Source organism: Malaciobacter canalis (genome assembly GCF_008000835.1).
In the GTDB taxonomy this organism is placed as follows: domain Bacteria; phylum Campylobacterota; class Campylobacteria; order Campylobacterales; family Arcobacteraceae; genus Malaciobacter; species Malaciobacter canalis.
This window is the reverse complement of record NZ_CP042812.1, coordinates 2,351,387-2,368,573: the sequence shown is the minus strand read 5'-3', so window position 1 is coordinate 2,368,573 and position 17,187 is coordinate 2,351,387. Positions and strand designations below refer to the sequence as shown.

Genomic DNA, 17,187 nt, shown 5'->3' with positions numbered 1-17,187 from the left:
ATATAAAAATAAGATTAATTACTAATAAGGTTTCATATGAAAAAAGCAATTGAATTGTTAAAAAAGCATAATTTGTTGAAAATTATTGATGATGAGTTGGATATAAACTTGGAAATTCCCCATGTTGCTTATGTAGAAGTTAAGAAAAAAGATTCAAAAGCTATACTTTTTACAAATCCAGTTGATAAAAAAAGTGGAAAAAAATTTGATATTCCCGTTTTAATGAATGTATTTGGTTCAAAAAAAGCAGTTGAACTTTTTATAGGTGATGGAAATAAAATTGGAAAAGAGATAGAGTCTTTATTAAAAATGAAGCCTCCAACAACTTTTAGTGAAAAGCTTTCTACATTTGGAAAATTATTTGCACTTAAAAATACAATTCCTAAGAAAAGTAAAGGTAGAGGGGAGTGTCAAGAAGTTATTAAACTTGGAAGTGATGCAAACTTAAGTGAATTACCAATTTTAACAACTTGGGAACAAGATGGTGGTCCTTTTATTACAATGGGACAAGTTTATACAACTTCACTAAATGGTGAAATGAAAAACTTAGGAATGTATAGACTTCAAGTTTATGAAGATAATACTTTAGGATTGCATTGGCAAATACATAAAGACTCTAATCATTTTTTCCATGAATATAAAAAAGCTGGTAAAAAAATGCCAGTATCTATTGGAATAGGTGGAGATCCTATGTATATTTGGTGTGGACAAGCACCACTTCCTATTGGTATTTTTGAATTGATGTTATATGGTTTTGTTAAAAATAAAAATGCACAACTTGTAAAATCAATAACAAATGATATTTATGTACCAAGAGATAATGATTTTATAATTGAGGGCTTTGTTGATACAAGTAAACTAAGAATTGAAGGTCCATTTGGTGATCATACTGGATATTACACTTTAGAAGAAGAGTATCCATTTATGGAAGTAACTGCAATAACACATAAAAAAGAGCCAACATATTTAGCAACAGTTGTTGGTAAACCACCTTTAGAAGATAAATATATGGGTTTTGCAACAGAGAGAATTTTCTTGCCATTACTTAAAACAACAGCACCTGATTTAATAGATTATTATATGCCTGAAAATGGTGTTTTCCATAATTTCATTATTGCTAAAATCAAAACTTTATATCCAGGTCATGCAAGTCAAATGATGCATGCATTTTGGGGAGTAGGGCAAATGAGTTTTGTTAAACATGCGATTTTTGTTAATGCAGATGCTCCTGAACTTGAAGATCATGATGCTATAACTAGATATATTTTAAATAGAATTGATATTGATGAAATGTTAATTTCAAAAGGTGTAGTTGATGCACTTGATCATTCAAGTCCAAAATTTGCAATTGGTGGAAAGTTAGGGCTTGATTGTACAAATGAAGAGATTAATGAACTTGGAATTACACTTTTAAGTGACAAAGAATTACTTTTAAAAATGCAAGAAATAACAGATGAGGTAAAAGATTTAAAGCAGTATTACACAGATACTAAAAATCCAGTAACAGTTATAACTGTAGATAAAAAAAGAAATCAAAAGTATCTATTTGATGATTTAAAACCACTATTTGAAAATATTAAAATATTAATAATAGTTGATGCAAAAAATCAAAATGATGTAAATAATGCTTATATGTTACTTTGGAGAGTAGTTAATAATATTGATTCTAATAGAGATTTGTATATTCAAGATAGTACGATTTGTTTAGATGGTACAAATAAAAATGAGTTAGATAATTTTAAAAGAAGATGGCCTGATGATGTTGATTGTTCAAAAGAGGTTTTAGAGTCATTAAAACAAAGAGGAATTATTGATATTGATGAAGATTTTCAGAAAAAATATCAATTATAATAAATAAGAGTTTTTTGACTCTTATTTATCTATTATTTTAATATCTTTTTTATCTATATGCATAAACGCTTCATCATTAATATTTAAATTTTCAATACTATGAGATTTTACTATCATATCTGTATTATCATAATCAAGTAAATTTAATACAAGTTCATAATACTCTCCACAAAATGAGATATCTAAAATTTTTACTTTACAGTTTGATTTATCTTTTGATATTTTACATTCATCAATTTTTATAATTGCAACTTTATCTTCTTTTATATTTAATCCAATATCTTTTATATATCTATTTGGAAGTTCATTAACCTCACATAAAAAGTTTGCAACATACAAACTATTTGGGTTTTCAAACATCTTCTTTGCACTATCAAATTGAATAAGTTTCTTATCGTTTATAATTCCTATTTTATCTGATATTGACAATGCTTCTTTTTTATCATGGGTAACAAGAATTGCACTTAAATTCATCTGTTTTATTAAATCTTTTAACCAAATTTTTGTTTTATATCTTAGCATTGCATCTAAGTTTGAAAAAGGCTCATCTAAAAGTAAAATTTTTGGATTATTTGCCATAGCTCTTGCAATAGCTACTCTTTGTTGTTGTCCACCTGATAGTTGGTGTATTTGTTTATATTTATGATCAACAATATTAAATTGTTCTAAAAGTTCATCTACTCTTTTTTCTTTTTTCTTTTTTGATAGTTTATATAAAGCAAATGATATATTTTCATGTACGTTTAAATGGGGAAATAGTGCATAATCTTGGAATATATATCCCACCTCTCTATCTTTTTTATAAACTTTTTTAGAAGAAACACACTCATTACCTATACAAATGCTACCCTCATGCTCTTTTTGTAACCCAGCTATTGATCTTAATATTGTTGTTTTACCACATCCACTTGAACCAAGAAGTGTTACAATTTCTCCTGGTTTAACATCAAATGAGATATTTTCTAAAATTTTTGTATCATTAAATGATATACCAAACTTTTCTATACTTACCATTATTGTGCCTTATTCATATTTTTTGCTAGTAAAATTACTGAAACCATTCCAATTAATATAATAAACATTGATGGAACAGAAGATTCGACTATTTGAGATTGCTGTGTTAATTCAAGAGCTAAAATTGGCAATGTATCATAATTAAAAGGTCTTAAAATCATTGTCAAAGGGAGTTCTTTAATTACTTCAATAAATACTATTATAAATGATGCAAATGCAGAGTTTTTTAATAGTGGAATAAAGATTTTTACAAAAGTTGTTTTTTCTCCAACATCTAAAATCTTTGCAGCATCATCATATGTTTGAGGAATTCTACTAAATCCTGCTTCAAAGTTATTTATACTAATTGCTAAGAATCTAACACAATAACCAAAAATAATAGCTATTATTGTGCCACTTATAATAAAAGTAGAAGAGAATAAATCTATAACATATTTATCTAAAATTGAAAAGAAAGATAAAATTCCAACAGCAACAACTGCACCTGGAATTGAGTATCCTAATTTAACAATTTGAGTTAATGTTGATGAAGTTTTATCTTGATGTTTTCTTACATTATATACAAATAACAATGCTAATGCAGTTATTAGTGTAGCACTACTAATTGCAAGAGATAGTGTTTGATAAAGTGTTGTCATAAAATCTTCATCTATTATATCTTCATATGAAATACTAAACCAAAAGCAAAGTTGAATAAATGGCAATAAAAATCCAAAGAAAAATGGTATAAAACATGCTAAAAATGCTAAAAATGATTTAATTCCAGTAAGTTTTTCTTTCTCTATTGGTTTAAAATCTTTTCCTGAACTTTTAAATACTTTGTTTTTTCTTTGAATTCTTTCTAAAATAATTAACAAAAATACAAAGCTCATTAAAATACTTGCAAGTTTTGCTGCATCTTCAACACTTCCCATTCCAAACCAAGTTTTAAAAATACCTGTTACAAATGTATTTACTCCAAAATAGTCCATAACACCAAAATCAGCAACTGCTTCCATAACTGCAAGTGTTACTCCTGCTACAATTGCAGGTCTTGAAATTGGTAAAATCACTTTTTTAAATATTTGCCATGAAGAGAGATTGAAAGTTTTTGCTGCTTCAATAATCGAAGCAGATTCAAAACTTAAATATGTTTTACAAATAAGATAGACATATGGATAAAGTACTAATGACATTACTAAAATAGCACCTTCTATTGACATAATATCAAAGAATACTACTTCACTAAGGTCTTTATCTAAAATATCAAGAATAAATGTTGTCACTGTTCCTGTTATATTAAACATTCCTCCATAAATAAACGCAACAATATAAGTAGGAATAGCAAATGGTAAAATTAGACCATAGTGAAAAAATTTTGAAAAAGCAAAGTTATAAAGTGATGTTAAATATGCTGTTGTAAAACCAAAAAGTGTTGTTAAAATAGCAACTCCAACCATTATATATAAAGAGTTGAAAATATATGTAAAAAGTAAAGTCTCTTTTAGATGTTGCCAATTATCACTGTGACCTATAAAAAGATAAAGAAAAATAATTATTGCAGGAGCTGAGATAAGTAGCGTTAATATAAAGCTACTTATCTTAATTTTAGAAATCGTATTTTTCAATTAATACTACTTCCAACCAGCTAAATCAAAAGCTTTAACTGCTGCTTTGTTATTTTGACCTAATGTATTTATAGAAATATGGTCATCTTCAAATGTTCCCCATGATTTTACTAAATCAGATGCTTCAACACTTTTAAGTACTGGGTACTCAAAATTTGCTTTTGAAAATAACTCTTGTGCATCTTTTGAAGCTAAGAACTCAATAAATTTTATTGCATTTTCTTTATTTGGAGCATATTTAGCAACACCTGCACCACTTACATTTATATGTGTTCCACCGTTTTCAAACTTTGGAAAAAATACTTTTACTTTTTTAACTGATTCACTTTGTGATAAATCTTTATTATCAACCATTTTACCAATATAGTATGTATTAACAATTGCTATTGAACCAATTCCACTTGCTATAGCTTTTACTTGGTATCTATCATTTCCTTTTGGAGCTTTTGCCATATTTGCAACAACACCTTTTGCCCATTTAATTGCATACTCTTCTCCATGATGAGCTATCATTGCTGCCATAAGAGATTGATTATATATATTATTTGAAGATCTAACCATAATTTGACCTTTGAATTTAGGATCAGCTAAATCTTCATATGTTGTAAGTTTTTTGTCCATTCCTGAACCAATTTTATAAGCAGTAACTCTTGCTCTTTTAGTAAGAGCAAACCATTGATTATCTACATCTCTTAGTTGTTTTGGAATATTTTCCATTAAATAATTTGATTTAATTGATTGTAAAAGATTTTTTGATTTAGCTTGATATAATCTTCCTGCATCAACTGTTATTAAAACATCAGCAGGTGATTTTTTACCTTCACTTTCAATTCTTTTAATTAATGCACTAGCTTTTGCTTTAATTACATTTACTTTAATACCAGTTTTTTCTTCAAACATTTTGAAAAGTTTTTTATCTGTATCGTAATGTCTATGCGAATAAACATTTACTTCTGAACTTGCAAATACTGATGAAACAAGTATTGCAGTACTTAAAGCCAATTTTTTTAACATCTTTTTCCTTTTTTTGATAATAGTTATTGGAATTATAATTTTTTGAAACTTTTAAGTCACTGAATAATAAGTACTATTATCAATTTAACACTGCTTTATTCAGTTTTATTTTTTCTTTGATATAATATGCTTTTATTTAAAGGTTAATTATGATTATATTCGAAGCTACTATAAAAGAGAATGGAATTGGTGGATGGTTTTTACAATTAAAAGATACAATTACTCAAAGAGTTGAAAAATGTGATGACTTAAAAGAGTTTTCTGAAACTATTGAAAAAATGGGTTTAGATTATGGTGGACACATTGATGAAGTAAAATGGATAGTAGATGAAAATGTTCCTCAAAAACATATAATTGAAGTAAAAGAACAAATGGCAAAAATACAAAAGGAATTGTTTAATGATTCTAATGATTGATAATTATGATTCTTTTACATATAATATTGTTCAATATTGCAAAGAATTAGGCGCAAATTTAAAAATAATAAGAAATGATGAACTAAATATTGAACAAATAAAAAAAATAAATCCTAAAAAGATTATAATCTCTCCAGGACCAGCTACTCCTGATGATGCTGGAGTATGTCTTGATGTTATTAAAGAGTTTGCAGGTAAAATACCAATATTTGGAATATGTTTAGGTCATCAAAGTATAGCTCAAGTTTATGGAGCAAAAGTAATTAAAGCACCAAATATGATGCATGGTAAAACATCAAAAATAAAAAAATGTTTTGATACACCAATATTTAATAATTTACCAAATGAGTTTACACAAACTAGATATCACTCATTAACTGTTGATAAAAACAGTTTAACTGATGATATAATACCAACATCATATAGTTTAGATGACAATGAAATTATGTCATTAGAGATAAAAAATAAAAAAATTTATGGAGTACAGTTTCATCCAGAATCTATAATGAGTGAATATGGATATGAGATGATTGAAAACTTTTTGAAACTATGATAAACACAACAAATCAATACAATAAAACTGTTTATATAACTCTTGCAATTACAACAATTGTATTGATTTTTGTTTCAAATACTCTTAGTATTTCTTATAAAGAAGCATTGAATTTCTTTGAAAATAATTCTTTGTTATCATTACTAACAAATATATCAACTACTATATTTGGTCAAAATGATATTGCATTAAGATTACCTTTTTTAACTTTTTACTTTCTTAGTGTTATTTTGATATATGTTAATACACGAACATACTTTAAATATCAAAGTGATAGAGTAGTATCTACTATTATCTTTATGTTTTTACCAGGTGTTTTAAGTGCTTCTCTTTTAGTTAATAGTGCAATAGTAGTGACTTTTTGCACTCTTTTTTATATATACTATTACCAAAAAATGCAAAAACATAATTATGTTTTTTTAATTGCTTTTTTATTTGTTGATAACTCTTTTGCAATATTCTTTTTAGCAATTTTTTTCTATTCTTTAAATAAGCGTGATAATGCAATAATATTTATAAGTCTAATTTTATTTGGCTTGTCTATGGGAATATATGGTTTTGAAAGTGGAGGTAAACCTAAAGGATTTTTTGTAGATACCTTTGCAATTTATGCATCAATTTTTTCACCTTTTCTTTTTCTATACTTTTTTTATTCAATGTATAGATTAGGTGTGAAAAATCAAAGAACGCTTATTTGGTATATTAGTGCAACTGCATTAGTTTTTTCAATTATTTTTTCATTTAGACAAAAAATATATATTGAAGATTATGCTCCATATGTTGTAATTGCTATTCCTTTAATGGTAAAACTATTTTTTCATTCATATAGGGTTAGATTAAAAGAGTTTAGAAAAAAACATTACTATTTTGCTCTTTTGGTATTTTTAACACTATTATTGAATATTTTTATTACAATTTTTAATAAACCATTATATATGTTTTTAGAAAATCCTAAAAAACACTTTGTATATAAATATCATGTAGTAAAAGAGTTAAGTAGTAAACTTAATGACTTAAATATAAATCATATAAAATCAGAAGATGAAGAGTTAATATTAAGACTTAGATTTTATAAAATATATCAAGGTAATAGTTATATTATATCATTAGAAAAAATCAAAAATTATAACTTTAAAATACCAATTAAATATTATGGAGTTGAGATAGCAACTGCATATGTAGCAAAAGTTAATGAATAAAAAGTCATATTCATTAATAGAATTGCTTTTTGCTTTGACCTTAATAACCATTATAACTGCATCATTTTATTCTAACATTAGCTTAGATAAATTTCAAAGTAATATCGATCATGCAACTAATAGACTTATTTTATATTTAAAGCAAACTAGATACCAAGCCTTAATTGATAATAAAGTAGATGAAAATCAAGAAAAATGGCATAAAAAAAGATGGACACTAAAATTCTTTGAGTGTAGAGAAAAAGTTGGAGGTCTATATTATGTTATATATAGTGATAAAAATATGAAAGGACATCCAAATAAACAAGAGAGTTTAAAAGATCCTTTATCTAATAAATACATATATAGTTCAAATAAATGCTTAGTAGATAATGATACTTCAAAATATGTTTTATTAACGAAAAAATTTGGTGTAGATAAAATTGATGTAAGTTGTAAAATGGATTCTTCATTAGGTAAAATATCTTTTGGTGAAGATGGCTTTGTATATAAAAAGCTTAGTAATAACAAAAATGAACACTATAAATATAAGATTAACAAACCATGTATTATAAAGCTATATGATAAAAATAACAGTATGAGAGAAATTGTAATTGAGCATAGTACTGGATATATCTATAAAAAACCCCATAAAATATAGAGAAGAGAGTAAAGAAGAAAGTATTTTCCAAAATTTAAGCCTGCATTAAGTTTAAACCCTTGACAAAGGGGCAAGATTTGTCTATAATTCCCGTCCAAATTCGCTGAGGCAAACAAGAGATTGAGAGCTAAAGATGAGATTGAGTTCTTTAACACAAAGTAAGTTTGTAAGAGAAGTAACTTTTATAAACTGAATATATATATGACAAGAAAAATAAGAAGAATACAAATTCTTCGTCTATAATATCATACATAAAGTATGATAAAACAATGAGTAATTAATTTTGTATAGAAATACATAATTAGTCAGAGAACAAACACTTTATGGAGAGTTTGATCCTGGCTCAGAGTGAACGCTGGCGGCGTGCTTAACACATGCAAGTCGAACGAGAACGGGATTAGCTTGCTAATCTGTCAGCTAAGTGGCGCACGGGTGAGTAATATATAGGTAACGTGCCTTCAAGAGGGGGATAACAGATGGAAACGTCTGCTAAAACCCCATATGCCTTTAATGCGAAAGTATGCAAGGGAAATATTTATAGCTTGAAGATCGGCCTGTACAGTATCAGATAGTTGGTGAGGTAATAGCTCACCAAGTCAATGACGCTTAACTGGTTTGAGAGGATGATCAGTCACACTGGAACTGAGACACGGTCCAGACTCCTACGGGAGGCAGCAGTGGGGAATATTGCACAATGGGGGAAACCCTGATGCAGCAACGCCGCGTGGAGGATGACACATTTCGGTGCGTAAACTCCTTTTATATAAGAAGATAATGACGGTATTATATGAATAAGCACCGGCTAACTCCGTGCCAGCAGCCGCGGTAATACGGAGGGTGCAAGCGTTACTCGGAATCACTGGGCGTAAAGAGCGTGTAGGCGGATAGATAAGTCAGAAGTGAAATCCAATAGCTTAACTATTGAACTGCTTTTGAAACTGTCTATCTAGAGTATGGGAGAGGTAGATGGAATTTCTGGTGTAGGGGTAAAATCCGTAGAGATCAGAAGGAATACCGATTGCGAAGGCGATCTACTGGAACATAACTGACGCTGAGACGCGAAAGCGTGGGGAGCAAACAGGATTAGATACCCTGGTAGTCCACGCCCTAAACGATGTACACTAGTTGTTGCTATGCTCGACATAGCAGTAATGCAGTTAACACATTAAGTGTACCGCCTGGGGAGTACGGTCGCAAGATTAAAACTCAAAGGAATAGACGGGGACCCGCACAAGCGGTGGAGCATGTGGTTTAATTCGACGATACGCGAAGAACCTTACCTGGTCTTGACATAGTAAGAACCATTTAGAGATAGATGGGTGTCTGCTTGCAGAAACTTATATACAGGTGCTGCACGGCTGTCGTCAGCTCGTGTCGTGAGATGTTGGGTTAAGTCCCGCAACGAGCGCAACCCTCGTCATTAGTTGCTAACACTTCGGGTGAGAACTCTAATGAGACTGCCTACGCAAGTAGGAGGAAGGTGAGGACGACGTCAAGTCATCATGGCCCTTACGACCAGGGCTACACACGTGCTACAATGGGGTATACAAAGAGCAGCGATACAGTGATGTGGAGCAAATCTAAAAAATACCTCCCAGTTCGGATTGTAGTCTGCAACTCGACTACATGAAGTTGGAATCGCTAGTAATCGTAGATCAGCAATGCTACGGTGAATACGTTCCCGGGTCTTGTACTCACCGCCCGTCACACCATGGGAGTTGATTTCACTCGAAGCGGGGATGCTAAGATAGCTACCCTCCACAGTGGAATTAGCGACTGGGGTGAAGTCGTAACAAGGTAACCGTAGGAGAACCTGCGGTTGGATCACCTCCTTTCAGAGAAAAGATTAAGAGAGTCAAAACTCTTAATCAAAGTCAATATATATTCAGTTTATAAAGGTTATTTAAAAGATAGGTGAGAGGGCCTATAGCTCAGCTGGCTAGAGCGCTCGACTGATAATCGTGAGGTCCCAGGTTCAAGTCCTGGTAGGCCCACCATGATTAAATAATCTTAAAAGAAGAGATTAAAAAGTTGGGGAATTAGCTCAGCTGGGAGAGCGCCTGCCTTGCACGCAGGAGGTCAGCGGTTCGATCCCGCTATTCTCCACCAACAAACAAGAAGAAGTTAAATATAAGTTCAATAAATATTGGATTTATATTTAATTTTTTCAGAGATGAGAAGATTAAAGAAGTTATTTAAAAATATAATGTTAAAGTCAAAAATTTTTCTAAGAAAAGAAAGCAATTTCAAGAAAGAAAAGAAGAACACAACTATTTTATTAAATTTAATAAGATAGTAGCCAAGGAATAATTATCAAAAAAGGTTAGAGTAAGATCTAATTAAAAAAATAAGCTATTAAGGGCTAATGGTGGATGCCTAGACTGTAAGAGGCGAAGAAGGACGTACTAGACTGCGAAAAGTCACGAGGAGCTGTCAAGAAGCATTGATTCGTGAATATCCGAATGGGACAACCCAATATATAGAGATATATATTACCCAGAAATGGGGGCTAACGTGGTGAAGTGAAACATCTCAGTAACCATAGGAAGAGAAATCAAAAGAGATTCCCAAAGTAGCGGCGAGCGAAATGGGAGAAGGGCAAACCCTATGCTTGCATAGGGGGTTGAAGGACCATAATATGAGACTAAAGATAATAGTAGAAATATCTGGAAAGGTATAGCAAAGAGGGTGAAACTCCTGTATACGAAATTATCAATAGCTCTAATGGTATCCTGAGTAGGACGGAACACGTGATATTTTGTCTGAATCCGGGGGGACCACCCTCCAACCCTAAATACTACTTACAGATCGATAGTGAACAAGTACCGTGAGGGAAAGGTGAAAAGTACTCCAGCGAGGAGAGTGAAATAGAACCTGAAACCATTAGCTTACAATCATTCAGAGCCCTATGTGAATTTATTCACAGGGTGATGGACTGCCTTTTGCATAATGAGCCTGCGAGTTGTGGTATCTGGCAAGGTTAAGTCAAGTACGAAGCCGTAGCGAAAGCGAGTCTTAAAAGGCGAATTAGTCAGATGCTGCAGACCCGAAACGAAGTGATCTATCCATGGGCAGGTTGAAGCTGGTGTAAGAGCCAGTGGAGGACCGAACCGATGGGCGTTGAAAAGCCCCCGGATGACCTGTGGATAGGGGTGAAAGGCCAATCAAACTTCGTGATAGCTGGTTCTCTCCGAAATATATTTAGGTATAGCCTCTAGTAGTAGCATGTAGGGGTAGAGCACTGAATGGGCTAGGGCTGCTTACCGCGGTACCAAACCCTATCAAACTTCGAATACTACATGTGTAAGCTAGGGAGTCAGGCGTAGGGTGATAAAATCCTATGTCGAGAGGGGAACAACCCAGACTAACAGCTAAGGTCCCAAAGTTACATCTAAGTGGAAAACGATGTGGAGTTACTGTGACAACCAGGAGGTTGGCTTAGAAGCAGCCATCCTTTAAAGAAAGCGTAACAGCTCACTGGTCTAGTGATTCTGCGCGGAAAATATAACGGGGCTAAGATGTACACCGAAGCTTTAGATTCATAATTTATTATGAGTGGTAGGAGAGCGTTCTATTCAGCGTCGAAGCTGTACCGGTAAGGAGCAGTGGAGCGGATAGAAGTGAGCATGCAGGCATGAGTAGCGATAATTAAGGTGAGAATCCTTAACGCCGAAAACCCAAGGTTTCCTACGCGATGCTCGTCATCGTAGGGTTAGTCGGGTCCTAAGTCGAGTCCGAAAGGGGTAGACGATGGGAAATTGGTTAATATTCCAATACCAACAATTAAGCGCGATGTGGGGACGCATAGAGTTAATCGAGCTCACTGATGGAATAGTGGGTCGAAGGACGTAGGTTGTAATTTAGGTAAATCCGGATTACAAGAGACCGAGATCTGATAGGCTGAACAATCTCTTCGGAGAGCGTTTAGAATCGATGATACTGTCGTGCCAAGAAAAGCCACTAAGTATATTAATTGTTGCCCGTACCGTAAACCGACACAGGTAGGTGGGATGAGTATTCTAAGGCGCGTGGAAGAACCCTGGTTAAGGAACTCTGCAAACTAGCACCGTATCTTCGGTATAAGGTGTGCCTACTTTGGTATAGAGATTTACTCTCAAAAGCCTAAGAGGTTGCAACAAAGAGTCCCTCCCGACTGTTTACCAAAAACACAGCACTTTGCTAACACGTAAGTGGATGTATAAGGTGTGACGCCTGCCCGGTGCTCGAAGGTTAATTGATGATGTAAGCGTAAGCGAAGCATTTGATCGAAGCCCGAGTAAACGGCGGCCGTAACTATAACGGTCCTAAGGTAGCGAAATTCCTTGTCGGTTAAATACCGACCTGCATGAATGGCGTAACGAGATGGGAGCTGTCTCAACCAGGGATCCAGTGAAATTGTAGTGGAGGTGAAAATTCCTCCTACCCGCGGAAAGACGGAAAGACCCCGTGCACCTTTACTACAGCTTGACACTGTAGCTTGGATATTCATGTGCAGGATAGGTGGGAGGCTTTGATTACTAGACGCAAGTAGAGTATGAGCCATCCTTGAGATACCACCCTTGAATATTTGAGTTACTAACTGCGTACAATAAACTTGTATCAGGACAATGTCTGGTGGGTAGTTTGACTGGGGCGGTCGCCTCCTAAAAAGTAACGGAGGCTTACAAAGGTTAGTTCAAGGCGGATGGAAATCGCCTGATGAGTATAATGGCATAAACTAGCTTGACTGTGAGAGAGACAACTCGAGCAGAGACGAAAGTCGGTCATAGTGATCCGGTGGTTCTGAGTGGAAGGGCCATCGCTCAAAGGATAAAAGGTACGCCGGGGATAACAGGCTGATCTCCCCCAAGAGCTCACATCGACGGGGAGGTTTGGCACCTCGATGTCGGCTCATCGCATCCTGGGGCTGGAGCAGGTCCCAAGGGTATGGCTGTTCGCCATTTAAAGCGGTACGCGAGCTGGGTTCAGAACGTCGTGAGACAGTTCGGTCCCTATCTTCCGTGGGCGTAGGAAAGTTGAGAAGATTTGTCCCTAGTACGAGAGGACCGGGATGAACGTACCACTGGTGTACCAATTGTTCTGCCAAGAGCATCGTTGGGTAGCTACGTACGGATGAGATAAGAGCTGAAAGCATCTAAGCTCGAAGCCAACTTCAAGATGAACTTTCCCTGAAGATCCCAGTAAGACTAACTGGTTGATAGGCTAGATGTGTAAGCATAGAGATATGTTTAGCTGACTAGTACTAATAGATCGTTCGGCTTATTATTATACTTGGTTTACTATCTTATTAAGTTTACTAAAGTTGTGTTCAAAGAGACTTTAACATTAATATACTCAAAATATGAGTATAGAGTGAATAATAAAATTCATTGTATACTCATATTGCTGGTGGATATAGCGAAGTGGAAATACCCAGATCCATACCGAACCTGGAAGTCAAGCACTTCTGCGCTGATAATACTGCACCTTTCAGGTGTGGAAACGTAGGCCTCTGCCAGCTCTTGAGTTTTTACAAGCCCTTATCTATTTTAACTTATTTAAGTTATCTTAGTTATGGGCTTTTTTTTTAGTCTTTACTTTATTTACTTTTACTTTTACTTTATTTACTCTTTTTATTTTTATTATCTATTTTCTTTTTAAATATATTATTGATATACTTGCTAATATTCCTGTCATTATTAAAATAGATATTACAAAGTAAGTTCCATTTTCAAATTTTGTAAAAGGTAAAGACGTAGTATTCATGCCAAAGAATCCTACAATAAGATTTAATGGTAAAAAAATACCTGACAGAAGTGTTAGTACATAAACTATTTTGTTCATTTGTTCACTTGTTTTACTTTGATGAAAATTATATAGTACATCAAGTTTTTCAAGACACAAGCCAGTAGTTCTATAGCTTCTTTGTAAATGTTCTTGTATATTAGCAAAATTACGTTCTAAATAATCTTTTTCATTTTTATAATTATCTATTAGGTTTTCTAAAGCTTCATTTGCTTTGTAAAGTATTCTATTTACTCTTATTAATTCATTTTTATATTCATACCAAGTTTTATTAAAACTATCTTGCTTTTTATTCTCATAAACACTTTCTTCTAAGTCCAAAACTTTTGAGTAGTAATCATTTGTTAATTTCATCGTTGACTTTATTGACTTGTCTAAGTATAAATAAAATTCTTTAATACTATTTAATGAAATGATTTGTTTGTTTTGATTATCAAAATAAGCATATTCTTCATTTGTAATTATAAATGAATAGTTTAAAAATTCAAGTTTATTATTTAAAAAAGAGGGCAGTCTTAAAATAAATAAATCATAATTTTCGTCAGTATAGAAAATTGAAGGATGCAATGAGTTTTCTAAATCTTCTTGATGTAAAGAATCAATATCTTTGATTTTCATTGCAAGCCTTCAATATTAGTATATATTATAATTAGTTTTTATCTTCTTTAATTTCAATAGAAATAATTTTATCATCTTGAGAAATATTATCAAGTGTTTCAAAACTTGATTCATCATTATCTTCAATTTCTCCAAATACTGTATGAACTCCATTTAAATGAGGACAACTATCAAAACAAATAAAGAATTGACTTCCACCAGTATTTGGCCCTGCATGAGCCATAGATAAACTTCCTTTTTTATGAATTTGTTTATCTGCATCTGTTTCACAAGCAATAGCCCAATCTGGTCCACCTGTTCCTGTTCCATTTGGACAACCACCTTGTGCCATAAATCCTTTTATTACCCTATGAAAAGTTAGGTTGTTATAAAAATTATCTTTAGCAAGTGTTGCAAAGTTTGCAACTGTATTTGGTGTCTCTTGATTAAATAGTTTAATCCAAATAGTTCCTTTTTCAGTTGTGATTTTAGCATATTTAAAACTATCCATCTCTTCTTGTGAATAGTTGTACTCTTTTAGTTCTTTTGAAAAACCAAACATATATTTCCTTTAAATTGTTATTTTAGTAATTAAACAAAGAATTATATCTATTTATTTTTAAAGTTCAATAACTATATTATTCGTTTTGTTTTTTTAAATAATTTAAGCTTACCATATTGCTAATAATATCTTTAAATACAGGGACAGCAGATTGTGCAGCATAATAGTAATACCAATATTTACCTGTTGAATTTGGTCTAAAAACAGTTACTCCTACTGTATAGGAGTTTTGATTATCATTTACAAAACCAAAAAAAGATGAAATATACTCTCTTTGATAATTTCCTCTTCTTGCAACTTTTGCAGTTCCTGTTTTACCTCCGATTTCAAGACCATCTATTTGAGCACTTCTTCCTGTACCATGTGTAACTGTTTTAATAAGCATTCTTTTTACTTCACTTGCTGCTTCTTTTGAAATTACTTTTTCTTTTAATATATCATCAGGTTTATATTTTCCTGAATCCATTTCTAAATAAGAAACAATTCTTGGAGTAATACTGTATCCATCATTATTAAAAACAGTAAATGCTTTCATTATTTGCATAAAAGTAGAAGTCATACCTTGTCCATATGATACTGTTGCTTTATAAGCATTGTCTTTATCTTTATCTTCACCTGCTGCTAACTTATAAACTGGAGGCATTTGACCAACTTTTTCATATGGAAGATCTATACCTGTTTTTCTTGTAAATCCAAATCTTTTATAGCCTTCATATATTTCTGCACCTTTTAATCTTTGTGCTAATTGTAAAGTACCAATATTTGAAGAAAAAATAAAAATATCATCTAGTGTTAAATAGTGTTTTTTAAATCTATGATCATCTTTGATATAAAATCTATCAATTTTATATCTTCCTCTTCTATATTCACCTTTAGAGTTTGCCTTTCCTTCATTATATGCAAAAAATAGTTCATCTTTTTTAACTCTATTTTTATCTAATACTAAAGCAATTGCCATTGGTTTTATAACAGAGCCTGGTTCAAATTGATATTCTATTGCATTTACATTTAATGATGGAATATCTTCTTGTTTTATACTTTCAGGATTAAATCTATTTGATGATGCAAGTGAAAGTATTTCTCCTGTTTTATTATTCATTATTGAAACTACAATCTCTTGTGCGCTTAATTTCTCTTTGTGTCTATCAAGTATCATCTCAATATTTTTTTGTAGTTTCAATGGAATATTTAAGACAAGTTTTGCTCCATCTTCCCTTTTTTTAATAATTGAATCTTTATTGAATGAAATATATGAAAGAACATCACGATTTCCTTTTAAAATACCATCTTCTGTTTTATTTAAAATTGTATTATATTTTTTCTCTAAACCTTTTATTCCTTTAACTTTTGTTTTTCCATCATCTGTTTCAAATTTTGTTATATATCCTACAACAGGTGTTAGTGTGTTTTCATAAGAATAGATTCTTTTTTCACCACTTTCTATAATACTTAAACCTCTTAGAATTCTTCCTCCATCAACTTTCATTGCTTTAAAGACTTTTAATCTTCTAAGTTTAAAACCCAACTCTTTTAAGTTTTTTGCTGTTCTAGCATCAATGTTATATGATAAAACTAAATTTCCTTGCTTATAATTTATAGATTCATCAACTTTTCTTTTTAATTTTGAATAAGAAATATTGCTATAAATAGAGAATAGTTTTAAAAATAACTCTTTTTTATCAAGATCTAAAAATCTTGTATCAATTGATGCTTTATACAATTTTTTAGATGAAGCAATTTTAAAATTATCAGCACTTACTATATCTCCTCTTACTGCTAACTCTTTTTTTGAGCTTTGTAAAGAAGGCAATCTTCTTTTATCTGTTATTGTGTTAGCTACAGAGAATACTAAAATTATAAGAAATAATAAGATTAATAAAAATAAAATTACAATTTTTTTTGTTTTATTAATATTTTCGATTTTTTTTGAAGTCATATTTATCCATTATA

General features: G+C 31.7%; 11 protein-coding genes, 2 tRNA genes and 3 rRNA genes. 10 read left to right on the top strand and 6 right to left on the bottom strand.

Annotated features, from left to right (window positions below; genetic code table 11):
* Window positions 1-36: 36 nt before the first annotated feature.
* Window positions 37-1,851: a menaquinone biosynthesis decarboxylase gene (locus ACAN_RS11810; RefSeq protein WP_099333591.1), complete on the top strand. Its 1,815-nt coding sequence runs from the start codon at window positions 37-39 to the stop codon at window positions 1,849-1,851.
* A 21-nt stretch (window positions 1,852-1,872) separates the two neighbouring features.
* On the opposite strand, the gene ACAN_RS11805 is transcribed toward ACAN_RS11810, so the two are convergent.
* From ACAN_RS11805 to ACAN_RS11795, 3 genes are read right to left on the bottom strand one after another with little or no spacing between them, the layout of a single operon-like run.
* Window positions 1,873-2,865, bottom strand: coding sequence for an ABC transporter ATP-binding protein (locus ACAN_RS11805; RefSeq protein ID WP_099333590.1), 993 nt, complete (start codon window positions 2,863-2,865; stop codon window positions 1,873-1,875).
* Window positions 2,865-4,472, bottom strand: coding sequence for an ABC transporter permease (locus ACAN_RS11800; protein ID WP_099333589.1), 1,608 nt, complete (start codon window positions 4,470-4,472; stop codon window positions 2,865-2,867). The genes ACAN_RS11805 and ACAN_RS11800 overlap by 1 nt, the downstream gene beginning before the upstream one ends.
* Window positions 4,473-4,478: 6 nt before the next feature.
* Window positions 4,479-5,486: a Fe(3+) ABC transporter substrate-binding protein gene (locus ACAN_RS11795; RefSeq protein WP_099333588.1), complete on the bottom strand. Its 1,008-nt coding sequence runs from the start codon at window positions 5,484-5,486 to the stop codon at window positions 4,479-4,481.
* Window positions 5,487-5,635: 149 nt separating this feature from the next.
* Here ACAN_RS11795 and ACAN_RS11790 point away from each other — a divergent pair, with 149 nt between their 5' ends.
* From ACAN_RS11790 to rrf, 9 genes are all read left to right on the top strand, one after another.
* A complete protein-coding gene (locus ACAN_RS11790; protein WP_228150605.1) occupies window positions 5,636-5,902 on the top strand; it encodes a hypothetical protein in 267 nt (88 codons plus the stop codon).
* Entirely contained in the window at window positions 5,886-6,455 is a 570-nt protein-coding gene (locus tag ACAN_RS11785; protein ID WP_099333586.1) for an anthranilate synthase component II, read from the top strand. The genes ACAN_RS11790 and ACAN_RS11785 overlap by 17 nt, the downstream gene beginning before the upstream one ends.
* The gene (locus ACAN_RS11780) at window positions 6,452-7,654 is read left to right on the top strand and encodes a glycosyltransferase family protein (RefSeq protein ID WP_099333585.1); all 1,203 of its coding nucleotides are present in this window, start codon (window positions 6,452-6,454) and stop codon (window positions 7,652-7,654) included. Before ACAN_RS11785 ends, ACAN_RS11780 begins: the two co-directional genes overlap by 4 nt.
* Complete coding sequence (locus ACAN_RS11775; RefSeq protein ID WP_099333584.1) at window positions 7,647-8,294, top strand: pilus assembly FimT family protein; 648 nt, start codon at window positions 7,647-7,649, stop codon at window positions 8,292-8,294. The genes ACAN_RS11780 and ACAN_RS11775 overlap by 8 nt, the downstream gene beginning before the upstream one ends.
* 320 nt (window positions 8,295-8,614) lie before the next feature.
* A 16S ribosomal RNA gene (locus ACAN_RS11770) occupies window positions 8,615-10,129 on the top strand.
* Between the two features lie 85 nt (window positions 10,130-10,214).
* Window positions 10,215-10,291, top strand: a tRNA-Ile gene (locus tag ACAN_RS11765).
* 36 nt (window positions 10,292-10,327) lie between these two features.
* Window positions 10,328-10,403: transfer RNA gene (locus tag ACAN_RS11760), tRNA-Ala, on the top strand.
* Window positions 10,404-10,639: 236 nt separating this feature from the next.
* Window positions 10,640-13,561: ribosomal RNA gene (locus ACAN_RS11755) — 23S ribosomal RNA — on the top strand.
* 117 nt (window positions 13,562-13,678) lie between these two features.
* Window positions 13,679-13,794 (top strand): 5S ribosomal RNA (rrf, locus tag ACAN_RS11750).
* Together the 16S, 23S and 5S rRNA genes with 2 tRNA genes alongside form the textbook arrangement of a ribosomal RNA operon.
* Window positions 13,795-13,919: 125 nt before the next feature.
* Here the strand turns inward: rrf and ACAN_RS11745 are convergent.
* The 3 genes from ACAN_RS11745 to ACAN_RS11735 all read right to left on the bottom strand — a co-directional run bounded on the left by ACAN_RS11745 (window position 13,920) and on the right by ACAN_RS11735 (window position 17,173).
* Window positions 13,920-14,696, bottom strand: coding sequence for a magnesium transporter CorA family protein (locus ACAN_RS11745; RefSeq protein WP_099334227.1), 777 nt, complete (start codon window positions 14,694-14,696; stop codon window positions 13,920-13,922).
* A 31-nt stretch (window positions 14,697-14,727) separates the two neighbouring features.
* On the bottom strand, window positions 14,728-15,237 hold the full coding sequence (locus tag ACAN_RS11740) for a peptidylprolyl isomerase (RefSeq protein ID WP_099334228.1): 510 nt from the start codon (window positions 15,235-15,237) through the stop codon (window positions 14,728-14,730).
* 76 nt (window positions 15,238-15,313) lie between these two features.
* Window positions 15,314-17,173: a peptidoglycan D,D-transpeptidase FtsI family protein gene (locus ACAN_RS11735; RefSeq protein ID WP_099334229.1), complete on the bottom strand. Its 1,860-nt coding sequence runs from the start codon at window positions 17,171-17,173 to the stop codon at window positions 15,314-15,316.
* Window positions 17,174-17,187 lie beyond the last annotated feature (14 nt).

Bases quoted from the DNA above. Each gene is read 5' to 3' on its own strand.
- ACAN_RS11810 (WP_099333591.1), top strand. From the start codon at position 37: ATGAAAAAAGCAATTGAATTGTTAAAAAAGCATAATTTGTTGAAAATT.
- ACAN_RS11805 (WP_099333590.1), bottom strand. From the start codon at position 2,865: ATGGTAAGTATAGAAAAGTTTGGTATATCATTTAATGATACAAAAATT.
- ACAN_RS11795 (WP_099333588.1), bottom strand. From the start codon at position 5,486: ATGTTAAAAAAATTGGCTTTAAGTACTGCAATACTTGTTTCATCAGTA.
- ACAN_RS11790 (WP_228150605.1), top strand. From the start codon at position 5,636: ATGATTATATTCGAAGCTACTATAAAAGAGAATGGAATTGGTGGATGG.
- ACAN_RS11785 (WP_099333586.1), top strand. From the start codon at position 5,886: ATGATTCTAATGATTGATAATTATGATTCTTTTACATATAATATTGTT.
- ACAN_RS11780 (WP_099333585.1), top strand. From the start codon at position 6,452: ATGATAAACACAACAAATCAATACAATAAAACTGTTTATATAACTCTT.
- ACAN_RS11775 (WP_099333584.1), top strand. From the start codon at position 7,647: ATGAATAAAAAGTCATATTCATTAATAGAATTGCTTTTTGCTTTGACC.
- ACAN_RS11745 (WP_099334227.1), bottom strand. From the start codon at position 14,696: ATGAAAATCAAAGATATTGATTCTTTACATCAAGAAGATTTAGAAAAC.
- ACAN_RS11740 (WP_099334228.1), bottom strand. From the start codon at position 15,237: ATGTTTGGTTTTTCAAAAGAACTAAAAGAGTACAACTATTCACAAGAA.
- ACAN_RS11735 (WP_099334229.1), bottom strand. From the start codon at position 17,173: ATGACTTCAAAAAAAATCGAAAATATTAATAAAACAAAAAAAATTGTA.